Source organism: Pseudomonas sp., assembly GCF_036387035.1.
In the GTDB taxonomy this organism is placed as follows: Bacteria; Pseudomonadota; Gammaproteobacteria; order Pseudomonadales; family Pseudomonadaceae; genus Aquipseudomonas.
Map to the genome: position 1 here is coordinate 1 of NZ_DASVUM010000068.1, position 18,684 is coordinate 18,684.

The 18,684-nt window shown below is 62.5% G+C and carries 20 protein-coding genes; 17 read left to right on the top strand and 3 right to left on the bottom strand.

Translation table 11 applies throughout. From position 1 onward, the window contains the following. From VF672_RS05890 to madM, 8 genes are all read left to right on the top strand, one after another. On the top strand, positions 1-361 hold a 361-nt coding region (locus VF672_RS05890), incomplete at its 5' end, for a triphosphoribosyl-dephospho-CoA synthase (protein ID WP_331102439.1). A gap of 2 nt (positions 362-363) precedes the next feature. Beyond that, a complete protein-coding gene (locus tag VF672_RS05895) occupies positions 364-663 on the top strand; it encodes a malonate decarboxylase subunit delta (RefSeq protein WP_133775589.1) in 300 nt (99 codons plus the stop codon). Next, positions 656-1,507 carry a biotin-independent malonate decarboxylase subunit beta gene (locus tag VF672_RS05900; protein WP_331102443.1) on the top strand — a complete coding sequence of 284 codons (852 nt, stop codon included), beginning with the start codon at positions 656-658 and terminating at the stop codon, positions 1,505-1,507. Before VF672_RS05895 ends, VF672_RS05900 begins: the two co-directional genes overlap by 8 nt. Further along, positions 1,504-2,307, top strand: coding sequence for a biotin-independent malonate decarboxylase subunit gamma (gene mdcE / locus VF672_RS05905; protein WP_331102446.1), 804 nt, complete (start codon positions 1,504-1,506; stop codon positions 2,305-2,307). Before VF672_RS05900 ends, mdcE begins: the two co-directional genes overlap by 4 nt. After that, positions 2,301-2,933: a malonate decarboxylase holo-ACP synthase gene (locus tag VF672_RS05910; RefSeq protein WP_331102448.1), complete on the top strand. Its 633-nt coding sequence runs from the start codon at positions 2,301-2,303 to the stop codon at positions 2,931-2,933. Before mdcE ends, VF672_RS05910 begins: the two co-directional genes overlap by 7 nt. Then, the gene (gene mdcH / locus VF672_RS05915; RefSeq protein WP_331102450.1) at positions 2,930-3,865 is read left to right on the top strand and encodes a malonate decarboxylase subunit epsilon; all 936 of its coding nucleotides are present in this window, start codon (positions 2,930-2,932) and stop codon (positions 3,863-3,865) included. The genes VF672_RS05910 and mdcH overlap by 4 nt, the downstream gene beginning before the upstream one ends. A gap of 67 nt (positions 3,866-3,932) precedes the next feature. Beyond that, complete coding sequence (madL, locus tag VF672_RS05920; RefSeq protein WP_065991198.1) at positions 3,933-4,367, top strand: malonate transporter subunit MadL; 435 nt, start codon at positions 3,933-3,935, stop codon at positions 4,365-4,367. Between the two features lies 1 nt (position 4,368). Continuing rightward, positions 4,369-5,133, top strand: a complete 765-nt coding sequence (gene madM / locus VF672_RS05925; RefSeq protein ID WP_331102454.1) for a malonate transporter subunit MadM — start codon at positions 4,369-4,371, stop codon at positions 5,131-5,133. Between the two features lie 51 nt (positions 5,134-5,184). On the opposite strand, the gene VF672_RS05930 is transcribed toward madM, so the two are convergent. Then, positions 5,185-6,105 carry a LysR family transcriptional regulator gene (locus tag VF672_RS05930; protein WP_331102566.1) on the bottom strand — a complete coding sequence of 307 codons (921 nt, stop codon included), beginning with the start codon at positions 6,103-6,105 and terminating at the stop codon, positions 5,185-5,187. A gap of 165 nt (positions 6,106-6,270) precedes the next feature. Between VF672_RS05930 and trhA the strand changes: the two genes are divergently transcribed. The 8 genes from trhA (at position 6,271) to hydA (ending at position 14,105) form a co-directional block, all read left to right on the top strand. After that, positions 6,271-6,888 (top strand): PAQR family membrane homeostasis protein TrhA, encoded by a 618-nt coding sequence (gene trhA, locus VF672_RS05935; protein WP_331102456.1) that lies wholly within the window; start codon positions 6,271-6,273, stop codon positions 6,886-6,888. 421 nt (positions 6,889-7,309) lie between these two features. Beyond that, complete coding sequence (locus VF672_RS05940) at positions 7,310-8,086, top strand: transporter substrate-binding domain-containing protein (RefSeq protein WP_331102458.1); 777 nt, start codon at positions 7,310-7,312, stop codon at positions 8,084-8,086. A gap of 52 nt (positions 8,087-8,138) precedes the next feature. Further along, positions 8,139-8,816, top strand: a complete 678-nt coding sequence (locus tag VF672_RS05945) for an amino acid ABC transporter permease (RefSeq protein ID WP_331102461.1) — start codon at positions 8,139-8,141, stop codon at positions 8,814-8,816. Further along, positions 8,813-9,547: an amino acid ABC transporter ATP-binding protein gene (locus tag VF672_RS05950; protein ID WP_331102464.1), complete on the top strand. Its 735-nt coding sequence runs from the start codon at positions 8,813-8,815 to the stop codon at positions 9,545-9,547. Before VF672_RS05945 ends, VF672_RS05950 begins: the two co-directional genes overlap by 4 nt. A gap of 21 nt (positions 9,548-9,568) precedes the next feature. Further along, positions 9,569-10,816 (top strand): cysteine desulfurase-like protein, encoded by a 1,248-nt coding sequence (locus tag VF672_RS05955; protein WP_331102466.1) that lies wholly within the window; start codon positions 9,569-9,571, stop codon positions 10,814-10,816. Between the two features lie 18 nt (positions 10,817-10,834). Then, positions 10,835-11,707, top strand: coding sequence for a MurR/RpiR family transcriptional regulator (locus tag VF672_RS05960; RefSeq protein ID WP_331102468.1), 873 nt, complete (start codon positions 10,835-10,837; stop codon positions 11,705-11,707). A 52-nt stretch (positions 11,708-11,759) separates the two neighbouring features. Next, positions 11,760-12,656 (top strand): allantoinase PuuE, encoded by an 897-nt coding sequence (locus VF672_RS05965; protein WP_331102470.1) that lies wholly within the window; start codon positions 11,760-11,762, stop codon positions 12,654-12,656. Between the two features lie 12 nt (positions 12,657-12,668). Then, positions 12,669-14,105, top strand: coding sequence for a dihydropyrimidinase (gene hydA, locus VF672_RS05970; RefSeq protein WP_331102472.1), 1,437 nt, complete (start codon positions 12,669-12,671; stop codon positions 14,103-14,105). Between the two features lie 173 nt (positions 14,106-14,278). Here hydA and VF672_RS05975 read toward each other — a convergent pair whose 3' ends face one another. Both VF672_RS05975 and VF672_RS05980 read right to left on the bottom strand, forming a co-directional pair. Then, positions 14,279-14,998, bottom strand: a complete 720-nt coding sequence (locus VF672_RS05975; protein WP_331102474.1) for a 16S rRNA (uracil(1498)-N(3))-methyltransferase — start codon at positions 14,996-14,998, stop codon at positions 14,279-14,281. Between the two features lie 168 nt (positions 14,999-15,166). Continuing rightward, positions 15,167-16,573, bottom strand: a complete 1,407-nt coding sequence (locus VF672_RS05980) for an adenosylmethionine--8-amino-7-oxononanoate transaminase (protein WP_331102476.1) — start codon at positions 16,571-16,573, stop codon at positions 15,167-15,169. A gap of 235 nt (positions 16,574-16,808) precedes the next feature. On the opposite strand from VF672_RS05980, the gene VF672_RS05985 reads away from it, so the two are divergent. After that, complete coding sequence (locus VF672_RS05985; RefSeq protein ID WP_331102478.1) at positions 16,809-18,602, top strand: flavin monoamine oxidase family protein; 1,794 nt, start codon at positions 16,809-16,811, stop codon at positions 18,600-18,602. The last annotated feature ends 82 nt before the right edge of the window (positions 18,603-18,684 follow it).

Genomic DNA, 18,684 nt, shown 5'->3' on the forward strand with positions numbered 1-18,684 from the left:
GACCGGCTTTCCCGCCGTCACCCAGACCGGACTGCCGCAGCTCGTGCGCAGCCGCGCAGCCGGGCATGGCGAGCAAAACGCGCGACTCGACGCGCTGCTGGCGATCATGACCACGTTGTCCGACACCTGCGTGCTGTATCGGGCGGGTGAAGCGGGCCTGCACGCGATGCAACACGGCGCGCAACGGGTGCTGGACGCCGGTGGCAGCGCGACCCTCGGCGGACGTCGCGCGTTGAATCAGCTGGATCAACAACTGTTGGGCCTGAACGCCTCCCCTGGTGGCGCCGCCGACTTGCTCGCCGCCTGCCTGTTCATTGATCGCCTGGAGCCTGCGCTCGGCGAAGAAACGAGGAACGTCTGATTATGGAAACCTTGTCTTTTGAATTTCCTGCGGGGCAGCCTCCGCGGGGGCGTGCGCTGGTGGGGTGCGTTGGTTCGGGTGATCTCGAAGTGCTACTTGAACCGGGGCAGCCGGGCAAGCTGACGATCCAGGTGCTGACGTCGGTCAACGGCAGTTCGGCGCGTTGGGAGAACCTCTTTCAGCGCATGTTCGACGGCCAGACGCCGCCGGCGATGAGCATCGACATCCATGATTTCGGGGCGACGCCGGGCGTGGTTCGGCTGCGCCTGGAGCAAGGCTTCGAGGAGGTCGGTCATGACTGACAGCACGCGGCTTCTGCAGCAACACAGTTTCGTTGAACTCGGGGCCCGGCAACGCGCCCGCGCGCTGCTGGACGAAGGCACTTTTCGCGAACTGATCGATCCCTTTGAGCGGCTGGTATCGCCTTGGCTGGCCAAACAAGGCGTGGTGCCACAGGCAGATGATGGTGTGGTGGTCGCCAAGGGCACCCTTGATGGCAAGCCGGTGGTGATCTGCGCGATAGAAGGCGGTTTTCAGGGCGGCAGCATGGGTGAAGTCGGTGGCGCAAAGATGGCCGGCGCGCTCGAACTGGCCGCAGAAGACAATCGCAAGGGCATTCCCACTGCCGCCGTTCTGCTGCTGGAAACCGGGGGCGTGCGTTTACAGGAAGCCAACCTCGGGCTGGCAGCCATCGCCGACATTCACGCGGCCATTGTCGATCTGCGTCGGTATCAGCCGGTGATCGGCGTGGTCGCAGGCAGCGTCGGATGTTTTGGCGGAATGTCGATTGCGGCCGGGCTGTGCAGTTACCTCGTCGTGACCCAAGAGGCGCGTCTGGGACTGAACGGCCCGCAGGTCATCGAACAGGAGGCCGGCATCGAAGAATACGACTCCCGGGATCGGCCGTTCATCTGGAGCCTCACCGGTGGCGAGCAACGGTTTGCCAGTGGCCTGGTGGATGCGTTTGTCGCCGATGACATCAGCGCCATTCAGCAACAGGTGCAAGCGTTGCTGCATAAGGGCAAGCCCGAGCAGGAGCGCAGCAGCCAATACGCGTGGTACCTCGAACGTTTGTCGCAAGTGGATACCGCCCGGCAGATAGAGCCCGCCGCCGTGCGCACCGTCTACCAGGGAGACTGGTCATGAGTACGTATTCGCTTCGGGGATTGACCTGGTTCAACGCGCTCGCCGCGAATGCCGTGGAAGTGGCCGGGCTGCCGGCGTCAGTGAAAGCAGCTGACGGCACCTTGGGTGATCGTTCGGCGCGATTCCTGGCCGTCATCGCCGATCCGGCCAACCGTTTTCCTCGCGCGGAGAATGGCGAGGTCGGTCTGCTTGAAGGGTGGGGGCTGGCCAAGGCTGTGGACGGCGCCATCGAGCTGGATCGGAACAGCGACAACAAGCGCGCGCTGATCGCGATTATCGACGTACCGAGTCAGGCCTACGGCCGCCGCGAAGAAGCGCTGGGCATTCATCAGGCGCTGGCCGGTGCCGTCGACGCTTACGCCCGCGCTCGTCTGGCCGGGCATCCGGTGATTGGGCTGCTGGTCGGCAAGGCCATGTCCGGCGCCTTTCTCGCCCACGGCTATCAGGCAAACCGGCTGATTGCCCTGCGCGATCCGGGCGTGATGGTTCATGCCATGGGCAAGGCTTCGGCGGCGCGGGTGACCCTGCGCAGCGTCGACGAACTGGAAAAACTCGCCGCCAGCGTGCCGCCCATGGCCTATGACATCGACAGCTATGCCAGCCTCGGTTTGCTGTGGGAAACCCTGTCGGTCAGTCAGATCGAGCAGCCCGGTGAGTCGGACATCGCCCAGGTTCAGCAATGCCTGATTGCCGCAATCAACGACACTCAAGCCGGTGCCAATGACCTGAGTTCGCGGCTGGGCGCGCCGAACCGTGCGGCGTCATCGAAAGTGCGCGAACTGTTGCGAGCTCAATGGTGATGAACGTTTATCAGCCAGTGCAGCCCCATGATCTGTTATGGGGTCTGCCGGCGGCTGCGTTGCCGAGCGATGCGCCGGCATGGGCGTTCGAGGCCATCCGCCTCGGGCAACCGGTGGTGGTGCGCCGTGCTCGTGTCGCGGCAGGCCTGGTGGCGGTGGGCGTGCGAGGCGGGTCGCGGGATCAGCGCTACGCCACTCACATGAAACTTGACGACGTGGAACGCCGGGTGCGCCCCGAGGAACTGGTCGCCATGACGCCTGACACCGATTGGCCAGCGCTGCGCGCCTTGCAGCAGATCCGTCCAATGATGGACGCGCTGGGGCTGGCGTGGGGCGTGGCGGGCGGCGCCGGTTTCGAGCTGGCCAGTGGCGTGCCAGTGCTGCACGCAGACAGCGACCTCGACCTGATTGTGCACGCTCCTGAAGTCTTTGATCGCCAGCGCGCCGCTCGCTTGGTCGAGCAGTTTGCCAGCGCGGAGTGCCGCATCGACCTCCAGCTGCAAACCCCGCTGGGAGGCGTTGCGCTGCGCGAGTGGGCAGGATCGTCACGCCAAGTCCTGCTGAAAACCGCAGACGGTCCGCAGCTTGTAGAAAACCCCTGGCTGGCGCAGGCGTGCGCGGCATGAGCAGTTTCTGGGCGTTTCCCGGCCAGGGCGCGCAACAACCAGGCATGCTGCACGGGCTGCCAGATCATCCGCAGGTTGCGCAGTGCCTGGCAGAAGCGGGCGCTGCGTTGAGCGAGGACGTCCTGACGCTCGACGGTGCCGACGCCCTGCAATCAACCCGCTCCGTTCAGCTCTGTCTGTTGATCGCCGGCGTCGCCTGCGCGCGCATGTTGATGGCCGATGGAAATGGCCCCGACATGGTGGCGGGTCTGTCCATCGGCGCCTATCCGGCGGCAGTCATCGCAGGTTCGCTGGATTTCGCCGATGCGGTGCGGTTGGTCGCGCTGCGTGGCGAGCTGATGCAGAGCGCTTATCCACAGGGCTACGGCATGACGGCGCTCATCGGCCTTGACCAAGCCACGGTCGAGCACCTGATCGCCCGGATCCACAGCGTCGACACGCCGGTTTATCTGGCCAATATCAACGCCGACAGCCAGTTCGTGATTGCCGGTCGCGACGAGGCCATGGCTGCGGTCGCTGTACTGGCCAAAGAGCAAGGCGCCGCCGCGGCCAAGCGTCTCGCGGTCAGCGTGCCGTCCCATTGTGAACTTCTGGCCGAACCTGCACGCCTGCTGGCCGATGCGTTTGCCCGGGTTTGCGTGAAGGCACCGACGTTGAGATACCTCAGCGGCAGCACGGCCCGCCCGATGCTCAGCGCCGAGAAGGTGCGTGACGACCTGGCGTTCAACATGTGCCGCGTCATCGACTGGCGCAGCACGGTTGAGACCGCTTACGAGCGAGGCGCGCGGCTGCACATCGAGTTGCCGCCAGGCACGGTGCTCACGGGCCTGGCGCGCCGCGTCTTCGAACAAGGATCGGCCGTCGCTTTTCAGGGCGCCCGGCTGGACACGCTCAGCGCGCTGTCGCGAGAGGAGGAACGCCGCCACCCCTAAACCGACTGCTGCTTTCGAAGGACCACAAAAACAACAACTTCGACGATGCAATTTGAGGATAAAAACAATGGTGATTTATGGCGTGGCGTTACTCGCAATCTGCACCCTCGCGGGGGTGATTCTCGGCGATTTGCTCGGCGTACTGCTGGGCGTCAAATCCAACGTGGGCGGCGTCGGGATCGCGATGATCCTGTTGATCTGCGCACGGTTGTTCATGCAAAAGCGCGGCGGCATGAGCGAAGGCTGCGAGATGGGCGTCGGCTTCTGGGGCGCCATGTACATTCCGGTCGTGGTGGCCATGGCCGCCCAGCAGAACGTTGTCACGGCACTCAAGGGCGGGCCGATCGCGGTCATCGCCGCGGTGGTGTCGGTGGTGGTGTGTGGCTGCACGATCGCCGTCATCAGCCGTATCAACAAGGGCGAGCCACTGCCCAAAGAGGATGAACTTGCGAACCCGCTTCCAGTGATCGCACCGACTGTTTCCCCAGCAGGAGGCCGCTGATATGTGGGAGCTCATTCAGAAAGACCTGATCAGCCAGGGCCTCGTCACCGCATTCGCCGTCGTCGGCGTGGTGATGTGGATTTCGGTGGTGCTGTCCAAGCGCCTGACGTTCGGGCGCATTCACGGATCTGCCATCGCGATCGTCATCGGCCTGGTGCTGGCGTGGGTCGGCGGTGTGATGACAGGCGGGCAGAAAGGGCTGGCGGACCTGGCCTTGTTCTCCGGGATCGGTTTGATGGGCGGGGCGATGCTGCGAGATTTCGCCATCGTCGCCACCGCCTTCGAAGTGCAGGCGACCGAAGCGAAGAAGGCCGGATGGATCGGCGCGTTCTCGCTGCTGCTTGGCACACTGCTGCCCTTCATCGTCGGGTGTTGCGTGGCGTACGCCTTCGGTTATCGCGACGCCGTGAGCATCACCACCATTGGCGCGGGTGCGGTGACCTACATCGTCGGGCCGGTGACCGGCGCGGCGTTGGGCGCGACCTCGGATGTGATGGCGCTGTCAATCGCGACCGGTTTGATCAAAGCCATTCTGGTCATGGTCGGCACCCCGATGGCTGCGCGCTGGATGGGGCTGGATAACCCGCGTTCGGCCATGGTTTTCGGCGGGCTGGCCGGCACCGTGAGCGGCGTGACGGCCGGGTTGGCGGCGACGGATCGGCGGCTGGTGCCTTACGGCGCGCTGACAGCCACCTTCCACACGGGACTGGGCTGTTTGCTGGGACCATCACTGCTGTATTTCATCGTGCGCGGAATTTTAGGCTGAAGCTTCTGAAGTGCGTAGCGTTCAGCGACGTCATATGGGGCGGAACCGAGCTCAAGCCTGCGCGAGTCGGTTCGAATACATTCGGCACTCCGCCAACAACGCCAACAGGTTCGGGTCGCGTTCTCGGGCTTTAAGGAACACCAGTCCGATGTGTTGCTGCATGCGGTAGCGCGCTTGCAGCGGCACCAGCCGTACCCGGTTTTCGTAGACCGCAGCAATCCGTCCCGGCAGCAGCGCATAGCCCACACCCGAACTGACCATGCTCAGCAAGGTGAAGATGTCGTTGACCTGCATCGCCACCTTCGGCTCGAAGCCAGCCTGCTCAAACACCCGCGCGCCGTCGCGGTGGGTGGCAAACCCTTGGGTCAGCGTGATGAAGGTCATCTCGCGCAGATCGCCCAGGTCGACCTCACGCTGTTGCGCGAAGGGCGAGTCAGCCGGCGTGGCGAGGAAAATATCATCGGAAAACAGCGGCAGCTGCTCACAATCCGGATCACTTACGCTCTCGTTGAGTGACACCAGTGCTGCGTCCACCTCCATGTTCTTCAGCTTGTAGAAGAGGTCGATGTTGGAGCCCAGAATCAGGTCGATGTTGAGCTCGCTGCGGCGGATCTTCAGGCCCATGATCAATTGCGGCACCGTCTTGACCGTCAGCGAATACAGCGCACCCAACTTGAACCGCGCCGCCGAGAAGCCGGCCGCCTGTCGTGTCTGTTCGATGGTGGCGAGCACGTCTTGCACCAGCTTCTGCGCGCGCTCCTCCAACACATAAGCGCCTTCGAGTGGCGTAAGGTTGCGGCCTTCGTGCTTGAACAGTGGGCAACGCAAGGCGCTTTCCAGCGAGTGAATCGCTCGGTGCACGCTGACGGTACTGGTCTGCAACTCCGCCGCCGCGCGAGCCAGATTGCCGGTACGCATGAACGCCAGAAAAATTTCCAGCTTCTTGAGGGTCAGCTCTTCGTCGATCTGCATCGTATGGATCTGCGCCGGATTCTTGTTCTGAGAGCGCTCGATTGTGCCGAAGAGATCGGCCGCTGACTGCATTAAATTCTCGATAACACGACACCAGGCGTTGTCATTGCGCTTCAGAAGCAGGACGCTTGCCCCGTGTTGTGCAACTTAAGAGGCAGTTTGCTGATGTACTACGGAGAAAAATTCAACGCCTGGACCCATTTGGTGGGCGCGATTCTCGCCGCGATTGGCGCCGTGTGGATGTTGGTGATCGCCATGCTGGATGGCGATATCTGGAAGATCGTCAGCGTCGCGGTCTACGGTGTGGCACTGGTGTTGCTGTACAGCGCATCGACGGTCTACCACAGCGTGCGCGGCCGGGCCAAAGTGATCATGCAAAAGGTTGATCACTTTTCGATCTATTTACTCATCGCCGGTAGCTACACGCCATTTTGCCTGGTGACGTTGCACGGGGCGTGGGGCTGGACGTTGTTCGGCATTGTCTGGGCGCTGGCGATCATCGGGATCTTGCAGGAAATCAAGCCACGCTCCGAAGCGCGGGTGATGTCCATCGTCATCTATGCGGTCATGGGCTGGATCGTGCTGGTGGCGGTCAAGCCGCTGATCGCCGCGCTGGGCATGGCGGGATTCGTCTGGCTGGCGCTGGGCGGCGCGGCCTACACTCTGGGTATCATTTTTTTCGCGTTCGATACCCGCGTCCGACACTTCCACGGGGTCTGGCACCTGTTCGTCATCGCCGGCAGCCTGCTGCACTTTGTCGCGATCTCGCGTTATGTGCTTTGAATACCGGCACGATCTGACACATACGCACCGTCCGTAGGAGCCGGCTTGCTGGCGAACGCGTTAGGCCAGCCACCCTAATGTTGAATGCCAAAGCCGGTTCGCCAGCATGCCGGCTCCTACGGATTCAGGTCCGACCCGCATAGCGCATTTGAAGCAAGCCGACTCCTGCAAGCCCAGCTTATCCATGCGCCGCTTCGGTGCATGTCGGCCTGCTGATCACTGTTCATTTTCTGTACATCCCGCAGTCTTGCGCGCTTTGCCCCATGCACCAAGGCGGATAACTTTCGCACCCGATTGAAGCATTTAATTCATTTATTTTATTTGTTGAATTATTTGATTCGTCATCCTAGTCTGAGCCTCGAAACGCCCCCCTTGTGGAAGGCGGCCTTCTTGAACTGACTGATCAATCGGGGAGCAAGACATGAATGTGAAAGTACTCTTGAGCATGGCCGTGGCGACCGCCTTTTCCGCTTCCACCTGGGCCGCTGACTGGACCGTCGGCGCCAATGTGGGCAACGTGCCGTGGGAGTTTCAGGACGCCAAGGGCGAGATCGTCGGTTTTGAGGTCGACGTGGTGAAAGAAGTCGCCAAGCGCGCCGGCAAGACCGTGGAATTCGTCAATATCCCCTTTAACGGCCTGTTCAGTGCCGTGCAGTCCAAGCGCGCTGACATCGCCATCTCCTCGATCACCATCACGCCCAAGCGCCTTGAATCGGTTGGCTTCGCCCAGCCGTATTACGACAGCGACCAGTCCCTGTCCGTGCTGGCCAAATCCGGCATCACTGGCCTGAAGGACATGGACGGTAAAGTGGTTGGCGTCGACACCGGCTCCACGGGCGATATGTGGGTCAACACCCACCAGGCCGAATACAAATTCAAGGAAGTCTCGCGTTACGAAGGGCTTTCGCCTGCGATGCTCGACCTCGCTTCCGGCCGCATGGACGGCTACATCAGCGATATTCCCGCCGTCCTTTACTACATCAAGGACAAGCCGCAGTACAAAGTCGTCGCGCGAATTCCTACCGGTGAGAAGTACTCCCTGATGCATGCCAAGGGCTGGGCATCGGCGGGTCAGGTCAACGACATCATCACCGCGATGAAGAAAGACGGCGTGATTGCCGGCCTGCACAAGAAGTGGTTCGGTGCCGACGCTGATCCTGAGTCCAGCACCGTCAAAGTGGTCGACGTCCTCAAGTAATCGCTGATCGCTCGCGGCCGCGTCCGTCACTGCCCGCCACCAAGGAATCGCAATGGAGTTGTTAGAAACGTTCTTCAACTGGAGCGTGTTCGTCGATGCGCTGCCACTGATGCTCCGCGGCCTTGGGGTGACCGTGATGCTCGGCGTGGTCAGCATCATTCTCGGCCTGGTGGGCGGGCTGGTGCTGGCGATGCTGCGGTTGTACGGGTATGCGCCGGTGCGGTTTCTCGCGCGGGTATACATTGACGTGCTGCGCTCGATTCCCTTGCTGGTGCTGTTGGTGCTGATCTATTACGCGCTGCCGTTCGTGGGCATCCGGCTGTCATCGTTCGCGGCGGCCACGGCGGCGTTGTCGCTGGTGTCCTGCGCGTATTCGGCAGAGATTTTCCGCTCCGGCATCGAAGCCATTCCGCGCGGGCAGTTCGAAGCTTCTGCGTCCCAGGGCATGAGCTTTTTCAACACCATGCGCGACATCATCCTGCCGCAGGCCATGCGCATCGTCATGCCGCCGATGACCAGCAACTGCATCAACGTCATGAAAGACACCGCGCTGGCCTCCGTCGTGGCAATGCCGGACCTGCTCAAGCAAGCGACTCAGGCCCAGGCGCTGGCGGCCAACCCAACCCCGTTGGTGGGCGCGGCTGTCATGTACTTGTTGCTGCTTCTGCCGCTGGTGCAGTTGGTGAGCTGGATCGAGCGGCGTAACGGCGCCGGGGGGAAAAGCGCATGAGCAGCGTCATCGAAATGGAAGGCGTAGCCAAGTTCTACGGGCCCTTCCAGGCACTGACCGACATCAACCTGACCGTCGACCAAGGCGAAGTGGTGGTCATTCTCGGGCCGTCGGGCTCCGGGAAATCAACGCTGATCCGCTGCATCAATCTGCTGGAGGAATATCAGGAGGGCGACATCCGCGTCGGCAGTCAGCGTGTTGAAACCGGGCCGAAACTGGCGGGCATCCGGTGCGAAGTCGGCATGGTCTTCCAGAACTTCAACTTGTACCCGCACCTCACCGTACTGGCCAACGTCGCGCTGGCGCCGGTCCGGGTGCGCGGCATGTCGCGGCGTGACGCCAACGAGCGCGCACGCCTGTTGCTGGAGAAAGTCGGCATGGGCGCCCACGCGGCGAAGTACCCCAGCCAGTTGTCGGGTGGCCAGCAGCAGCGGGTGGCGATCGCCCGGACCATGGCGATGGAGCCGCGGGTGATCCTGTTCGACGAACCTACTTCTGCGCTCGACCCCGAGATGGTCGGCGAAGTGCTGGACGTCATGCAGAACCTTGCCCGCTCGGGCGTGACCATGGTCGTCGTGACCCATGAGATGGGCTTCGCGCGCAAGGTCGCGGACCGGGTGATCTTTATGGAAAACGGCCGAATCATCGAACAGAACAACCCGCACGATTTCTTCACGGCCCCGCAAGAGCCGAGAACCCGTGCGTTTTTGCAGGCCATCCTGCATCACTGATCAGACTGTGGAGCTCATCCCTTGAATGCCTTGAACATCGATTACGTACGCAGCCAGTTTCCTGCGCTCGGCAGCGGTTACGCCTACCTGGACAACGCCGGCGGTTCGGCCGTGCTCAAACCGGTCGCCGACCGCATCACCGACTACCTGCTCAACAGCGCCGTGCAACTGGGCGCGTCCTACAGCGAGTCGGTGGACGCCGGCGCGCGCGTCATGCAGGCGCGCGAATCGGTGGCGCAACTGATCAACGCGCGCTTCCCGGAAGAGTGCGTAATGGGTGGCTCGACCACGCATTTGCTGCAAATCCTCTGCCGCGCCATCGCCCCGTCGATCAGTCCCGGCGACGAGATCATCGTCACCAACTGCGACCACGAAGCCAACATCGGACCGTGGGTGCGACTGTGCCAAGAGCGCGGCGCGACGTTGCGCGTCTGGGCGGTGGACGCACTAAGCATGGACCTGGAGCTGGGCGATCTGGATGCGCTGCTGAGCGAGAAGACCCGCTACGTGGCCATGACCCATGCGTCGAACATCCTCGGCAGCGTCAACCCGGTTGCCGAGGTCGCGCGCCGGGTGCATGCGGTGGGCGGCAAGTTATGCGTCGACGCCGTGGCCTATGCACCGCATCGGCTGGTCGACGTGCAAGCCAGCGGCGCCGATTACTACGTGTTCAGCTTCTACAAGACGTTCGGCCCACACTTTGCGGTGCTGTGGGGCAAACGTGAGGCGTTACTGGAACTGCCGAGCTTGAACCACTTCTTCATCGGTCAGGAGGTGATTCCCTACAAGCTGCAGCCCGGCAACTTGAACTACGAGCTGTCCTACGGCTGCATCGGCATCAGCGATTACCTGATCGACATCGGCCGACGCCTCGGCGCTACCGGCACTGAACGCCAGCTGATGCAGGCGGCGTTCGATGCCTTCGAAGTCCAGGAAGACCTGCTGGCCGAGACGCTGCTCGCATTCCTGAGGGAAACACCCGGCGTGAGAATAATAGGCAAGCCGCGTGTCACGAACGGCGATCGTGTGCCGACCATCAGCTTTGTGGTCGAGGGCGTTCAGTCCGAAGCCATCGTGCGTCGCGTGGACAATCACCGCATGGGCATCCGCTTTGGTGACTTCTACGCCCGCCGCCTGATCGAAGAGCTGGGGTTGACCCCTTATGGCGGCGTGGTTCGTGTGTCGATTGCGCACTACAACAGCGTCGATGAGTTGAATCGTCTGGTGGAGCACCTGGCCCAGGCGATCACCGAACTGCGTCCATCCTGACTTCTACCGAGTGACTTTATGCCTGTACCCCAAACCCTGGCCGAGCTGCGTTCAGCCATCGTCGAACATCAGGAGCGGCTGACGGCGCGGCAGCGTGATGCCGCGCATTACCTGAACGAGCACCCGCATGACGTGGCGCTGAACACCGTCGCGGCGCTGGCGAAGATTTCCGGCATCCCGTCGTCCGCGTTCATTCGGCTGGCCCAGGCCCTGGGCTTTGGCGGGTTCAGCGATGTGCAGCGCTTATTCAAACAGCCGTTGCAACAGGCAGGGCAAGGCAGTTTCAAAGAGCGCATCCGGCACTATCGTGGCGAGCAATTACTGGATGACCCCACCGATGTGGGCGCCATGCTCTCGGCGTTCAGCCGTGCGAACATCGTGTCCCTGGAGCACCTGGCCGAAGGCGAGCAGGTCGAGGCCATCGAGCGCGCCATCGAACTGTTGGAGCAGGCGCGAACCACGTTCGTGGTCGGCATGCGTCGTTCGTTTCCCATGGCCTCCTACCTGAGTTACGCGCTGAGCCGTGTCGGTCGTCGTGCCGTACACATCAGCGGGCTGGGCGGCAGCCTGCGTGAACAGGTCGGCGCGCTGCACAGCGATGACGTGCTGGTGGCGGTGAGCTTTCCGCCGTATGCGCAGGAAACCATCGACGCCTGTCAGCAAGCGGTCGCCGCAGGGACACCCATCGTGGCAATCACCGACAGCATTCTCAGCCCCGTCGGACAAACCGCGTCGGTGATGATCGAGGTCAACGATGCCGAGCTGCTGGGCTTCCGCTCCCTGACCGCCGCGTTCTGCATTGCGCAGACGCTGGCCATGGGCCTGGCGTTTCGTACTGGTCAGAACCTCGACGGCCCGGACCACGATGCACTGAAAACCATCGACTGCTGAGCCCTGGCTTGGCGGTCTGCCGACTGTTCGAACGTTGCAGGAGTAGGCTTTTATGGCGTCACCCATTCGAGATCTGGTCGGCTATGGCCGGCAGCGCCCCCAAGGCACCTGGCCCAACGGCGCGCGCCTGGCCGTCAACTTTGTCATCAATTACGAGGAGGGCTCCGAGCGTTCACTGGCCATGGGCGATCCCGACCAGGAGAGCATGACCGAGTGGGGCAGCTATCAGTTTCCCGATGGCGTGCGCAATCTGGCGATGGAGTCGATGTACGAGTACGGCGCTCGCGTCGGCATCTGGCGCATCCTCGACATCCTGCAACAGGCCAACGTCCCGGCGACATTTCACGCCTGCGCGGTGGCCTTCGAGCAGAACCCGGATGTCGCCAAAGCAGCGGTGGAGCTGGGCCATGAAATCTGCAGCCATGGTTATCGCTGGGAGGAGGTCTTCCGCCTGAGCGAAGCCGAGGAACGCGAGCATATCCGCCTGGCGATCGAGTCGTTCGAACGCACATGCGGCAAGCGCCCGGTGGGCTGGTATTGCCGCTACGGCGCCAGTGTTCATACGCGACGCCTGGTGGCAGAGGAGGGCGGGTTTCTCTACGACTCAGATGCCTACAACGACGACGTGCCGTACTTCGTCGACGTCGAAGGCAAGCAGCATCTGGTGGTGCCGTACACCAGCGACGTCAACGACTTCCGCTACTGGAACTCCCCGGGACTTTCTCAAGCGTCCGATTTCCTCGAATACATGAAAGAAAGCTTCGACGTGCTCTACGAAGAGTCCGCCGACGGCCTGCGAATGATGTCCATCGGGCTGCACCCGCGCATGGTCGGGCGCCCTGGGCGGGTCCGCGCGATCAAGCATTTCATCGAGTATGCCCAAGCGCGCGAAGGCGTCTGGTTCACCACCCGCGAAGAGATCGCCAAGGCCTGGCTGGCCCGCGCCTGATGGAGTAACGACATGCAGGCTTTTGATCTGATCATCCGCAACGCCAATGTGGTGACGGCGGCGGACGGCTTCCTGTGCGACATCGGCGTGCGCGACGGTCGAATTGTCGCGCTGGGCCTTGGCCTGCAAGACGCTGTAGAAGAAGTCGATGCACGCGGGCGCACGGTCACGCCCGGCGGTATTGACAGCCATGTGCACCTGGACCAGCCGACCGGCGATGGCTCGGTCATGGCCGATGACTTCGAAAGCGGCACCCGTTCGGCGGCGTGTGGCGGGACGACCACAGTGATTCCCTTTGCCTGCCAGCAAAAGGGCCAGACCCTGCGCGCGGCAGTGGAGGATTACCACCGACGCGCGGACGGTCGGGCGCTGATCGATTACGCGTTTCACCTCATCGTTACTGACCCCACCGAAGACGTGCTGCGCCGCGAGTTGCCCGAGCTGATCGCCGAGGGCTATACCTCGTTCAAGATCTACATGACCTACGACGCCCTGAAGCTCAACGACCGGGAAATTCTGGAAACCCTGTCGGTGGCGCGTGCCGAAGGCGCGATGGTGATGCTGCACGCCGAAAACAGCGACTGCATTGCGTGGCTGACCGAGCGCCTGCTCGCCGCCGGCCACAGCGCGCCGCGCTATCACGCGACGTCTCGGCCGATGCTGGTGGAGCGCGAAGCCACGCATCGTGCCATTGCGCTGGCCGAGCTGGTCGATGTGCCGATTCTCATCGTCCATGTGTCCGGACGCGAGGCCATCGAGCAGATCCGCTGGGCGCAGAGCCATGGGTTGAAGGTTTATGGCGAAACCTGTCCGCAATACCTGTTTCTAACGGCGGATTCGCTGGGCTGCGATGACAGCTTCGAAGGCGCGAAATGCATTTGCAGCCCGCCGCCCAGGGATGCCGGCAATCAGCAAGTGGTCTGGGACGGGCTGCAGAATGGCTCGTTCGAAGTGTTCTCGTCGGATCATGCGCCGTTTCGTTATGGCGGCGTGGACGGCAAGCGCGCGCAAGGCGAAACGGCGCCGTTTCCCGAAGTGGCCAATGGCATTCCGGGCGTCGAGACGCGCATGGCGCTGCTCTGGTCGGAGGGCGTACGCAAAGGCCGGATCAGCCCGCAAGCGTTCGTCGCGCTGACCGCGACCAATGCGGCGCGGCTGTACGGGTTGTACCCGCGCAAGGGCAGCATCGCCATCGGCTCGGATGCGGACCTGGTGATCTGGGATGAGGACCTGGACATCGAACTGACCAACGACATGCTGCACCACAACGTCGATTACACCCCGTACGAAGGTATGCGTTTGAGTGCATGGCCAGCGATGACCTTCGCCAGAGGCGAGCGGGTCTGGGACGGCAGCCCGTTGGGTGAGCCTGGCCGTGGAGAGTTTCTGCCCTGCGCCCGCCCCGAACCTGCGAAATCACGGCGGCGGGGGTCGGAGTTACCGGAGTGATTCCCCGCGCACGTCAAACGCGGATTTGATTCCGCTTGCCGTGCATCACGGGCGACGCAAAACCGTAGGAGCCGGCTTGCTGGCGAACCGGGCAGGTGGGCGGATCATTTATTGGATGACTCCCGCGTTCGCCAGCAAGCCGGCTCCTACAGTGTGACCTGGGCTTTCCTGAACTAATAATCCCCCCACAACTGCTGCGCGATACTCAGCGCCACCACCGGCGCGGTCTCGGTGCGCAGGACACTGGGGCCGAGGCGGGCAGCGTGGAAACCGGCTTCCTGCGCCTGAACCACTTCTGCATCATTCAGCCCGCCTTCCGGACCGATCAGAAACGCCAGGCTGCCGGGTTTTTCATGGCTGGTCAGCGGCGCCGCCACCGGGTGCAGCACCAGCTTCAGGTCCGCTTCGGTCTGCTTGAGCCAGTCGGCCAGGGTGACGGGCGCATGGATCACCGGCACCACCGAGCGCCCGCACTGTTCACAGGCGCTGATCGCTATCTGCTGCCAGTGGGCCTGACGTTTTTCCGCACGCTCGTCTTTGAGGCGCACTTCGCAGCGCTCGCTGATGATGGGTGTGATTTGCGTCACGCCCAGCTCGGTGGCTTTTTGAATCGCCCAGTCCATCCGCTCGCCCCGGGAGAGGCCCTGGCCGAGGTGGATGTGCAGCGCAGATTCGGGCTGCCCCGTGAAGCTTTCGGTCACCTGAACCTGCACGCGCTTTTTTCCGACTTCCGTCAGCGTGGCGCGAAATTCATTGCCCGAGCCATCGAACAGCTGCACGGCGTCGCCTTCGGACATGCGCAGCACGCGGCTGATGTAATGGGCCTGGGCTTCTGGCAGTTCGTGCTCACCGATGCTGAGCGTGGCATCGACGAAAAAGCGGGACAGTCTCATGTTGTTTCTCTTTGAAGAGGTATCGCGAACGCACTTTGTAGGAGCCGGCTTGCTGGCGAACGCGTTGGGTCATGTTCATCTCTGTTGAATGACACACCGCATTCGCCAGCAAGCCGGCTCCCACAGTGTGGTCGCCATCGTGCGGAAGTCACGGCAGCTCGTACAGGGCTAACCCGGATCCCGGAAATCGGGATGGAAATTCTCTCTCACGGCCACGCTCACGCTGCTGCGCGTCGCGATGTCGATTCCTTCGGTCGCCACTTGCGCCAGGAAGTCGATCTGCTCCGGCGTGATCACGTAAGGCGGCAGGAAATACACCACGCTGCCCAGCGGACGCAGCAGTGCGCCTCGGGTCAGTGCGTGTTCGAACACCTTCAAACCGCGCCGTTCCTGCCACGGATAGGGCGTTTTACTGGCCTTGTCCTGGACCATTTCGATGGCAATCGCCATGCCGGTCTGCCGCACCTCGGCGACGTTGGGATGATCGACCAGGTGCGCCGTCGCGGTCTTCATGCGCAGCGCCAGCGCCTTGTTGTTTTCGATGACGTTGTCCTGCTCGAAAATATCCAGCGTCGCCAATGCCGCCGCGCACGCCAGCGGATTGCCGGTGTAGCTGTGGGAATGCAGAAACGCGCGCAGGGTCGGGTAGTCATCGTAAAACGCGTCGTAAACGTCATCGGTGGTGATGCACGCCGCGAGGGGCAGGTACCCGCCGGTCAGCGCCTTGGACAGGCACAGGAAATCCGGACGGATGCCGGCTTGCTCACAGGCGAACATGGTCCCGGTCCGACCAAAGCCCACGGCGATTTCATCGTGAATCAGGTGTACGCCATAACGATCACAGGCTTCGCGCAGCAGCTTGAGGTAGATCGGGTCGTACATGCGCATGCCGCCTGCGCCTTGGATCAGCGGCTCGATGATCACGGCCGCGACGCTGTCGTGATGCTCGGCCAGGGTCTGTTCCATGACCGCAAACATGGTGCGGGTGTGGTCTTCCCAGCTCACGCCTTCCGGCCGGTGGTAGCAGTCAGGGCTCGGCACCTTGATAGTGTCCAGCAACAGCGCTTTGTAGGTCTCGGTGAACAGCGGCACGTCGCCGACCGCCATGGCTGCCATGGTCTCGCCGTGGTAACTGTTGGTCAGGGTCACAAAGCGTTTCTTGTCCGGCTTGCCACGATTGAGCCAGTAGTGAAAGCTCATTTTCAGCGCGACTTCGATGCAGGACGAACCATTGTCGGCATAGAAGCAGCGCGTCAGGCCTTCGGGCGTCATCGCCACCAGACGCTCTGACAACTCGATAACCGGCTGATGGCTGAAGCCCGCCAGAATCACATGCTCCAGCTGATCGACCTGATCCTTGATGCGCTGATTGATGCGCGGGTTGGCGTGGCCGAAGACATTGACCCACCACGAGCTGACCGCATCCAGGTAGCGCTTGCCTTCGAAGTCCTCCAGCCAGACGCCTTCGCCGCGCTTGATCGGAATAAGCGGCAGGGTTTCGTGGTCTTTCATCTGGGTGCAGGGGTGCCAAAGGACCTTCAGGTCGCGTTGCATCCACTGGTCGTTAAGGCCCATTACTCTTCTCCACATAGCGGCTCGCATGACGCGAGGGCAAACAATCGCGCAAGCCTATGCAATGCATGCCAGCGGGACAACCTTTAGCGCGTTCTTTCAAACGCTGCCGGTGCCGTATTCCAGCCTGACGGACATTGCTGGCGGGCGTTTCGCGGCTGGCGTATCCTTCGCGCTCTTCGAAAAATCGGACAACAAAATCCGACAATTCCCCCCGTTTTTCTCCGGAGTTCGCTGAATGCTTTCTGGTTGGCTGCGCGCCTGTGCGCTGGTGATGGTTGGGCTGGTCAGCGCTTCAGCGCTTGCCGTGGATAAACCGCATACGGCCATTGTCGTCGGCGGCGGTCTGGCGGGACTCACGGCGGCTTACGAGCTGCAGAACAAAGGCTGGCAAGTCACCTTGCTGGAAGCCAAACCCACCGTGGGCGGCCGCTCCGGTCTGGCCGGCAGCGAGTGGATCGGCAACGCCAAGGCCCAGCCTGTACTGAATCAGTACATCGATCGCTTCAAGATCAAAGCGGTGCCCGCGCCGGAATTCGTGCGGACCCCGAGCTACCTGATCGAAGGCGAATACTTCACCGGCGCCGATCTGGCGACCAGGCAACCGGCGACCGCTGAAGCCATCAAGCGCTACGAAGCCGCGGTGGATGACCTGGCCCGCTCGATCACCGACCCGGACAACCCGGCTGCCAACAGCACGCTGTTTGCGCTGGACCAGATCACCGTCTCCAACTGGCTGGACCGTCTGAGCCTGCCACCGACTGCGCGTCAGTTGATCAATCAGCAGATCCGTACCCGCTACGACGAGCCTTCGCGTTTGTCGCTGCTGTATCTCGCACAGCAATCGCGGGTCAATCGTAACGTCGATGACCGCGACCGTCGCGCCGCTCGCCTGCCGGGCGGCAGCGCTGTATTGGCTGAGGAGTTCGTTAAACAACTGAAAGTCATCAAGACCAATTCGCCGGTGTCGGCCATCAGCCAGGACAAGGACGGCGTGACCGTAAAAGCCGGTTCGGTGGGCTACGAAGCCGACTACGTGGTGTTGGCCGTGCCATTGCGCGCCCTGAGCAAGATCCAGATGACCCCGGCGCTGGACGCCCAGCGTCTGGGGGCGATCAAGAGTACCAATTACGGCTGGCATGACCAGATCATGCTCAAGTTCAAGACCCCGGTCTGGGACAGCAAGGCGCGCATGTCCGGCGAGATCTACAGCAACACCGGCCTCGGCATGTTGTGGATCGAGCCTGCGTTGAAGGGCGGCGCCAACGTCGTGATCAACCTGGCCGGCGACAACGCTCGCATCATGCAGGCGTTCGGCGACAAGCAGCTGGTGGATCAAGTGCTGATTCGCATGCAGGCGTTCTATCCGCAGGCGCGCGGCGCCTTCACCGGTTATGAACTGCGTCGCTCCAGCATTGACCCGTCCAGCGGCGGCGCATACCTGGCGTTCGGCCCGGGCCAGATCAGCAAGTACTGGCGCTTGTGGGAACGGCCGCTGCAGCGCGTAGCGTTTGCCGGCGAGCACACCGACACCTTGTACCCGGGCACGCTGGAAGGCGCATTGCGTTCGGGTCAACGTGCAGCGGTTCAAGTGCAGGGTCTGTCGGAAGGCAAGTCGTACGAACCGGTCAAAGCTCCACCACCGAAGGCGCCGGAACCGGTCAAGGAAAGCAGCGGCGGCATTGGCGGCTTCTTCTCCAATCTGTTTGGCGGGTCCAAGCCTGAGCCAAAACCAGCCGAGAAGGCGCCAGAGCCTGCACCGGCCCCGGCCCCTGCGCCTGCTCCCGTGACGCCGCCGCCAGCACCGGTGGTTGAACCGGCCAAGCCTGCGGTCGTCGAGCCTGCGAAAAAGGCGCCCGCCAAGAAAGTGCCTGCGAAGAAGGAGCCTGTCAAAAAGGCCCCGGCCAAACCGGCAGCCCCCCACAAAACGCCTGCCAAGACCGACGCCTCTAAAAAAGCGCCGGCCAAGGCTACGGGTGACAAGGCGGCCCCGGCAACGCCAGCAGCACCCGCGACCGACAGCAAAAACTGATCGGTAACGACTGAAGAGAAAGGCGCGGCTTGATACCGCGCCTTTTTTTCGTCCGGGCTCTGCATAACGCTGGGTTAATCTC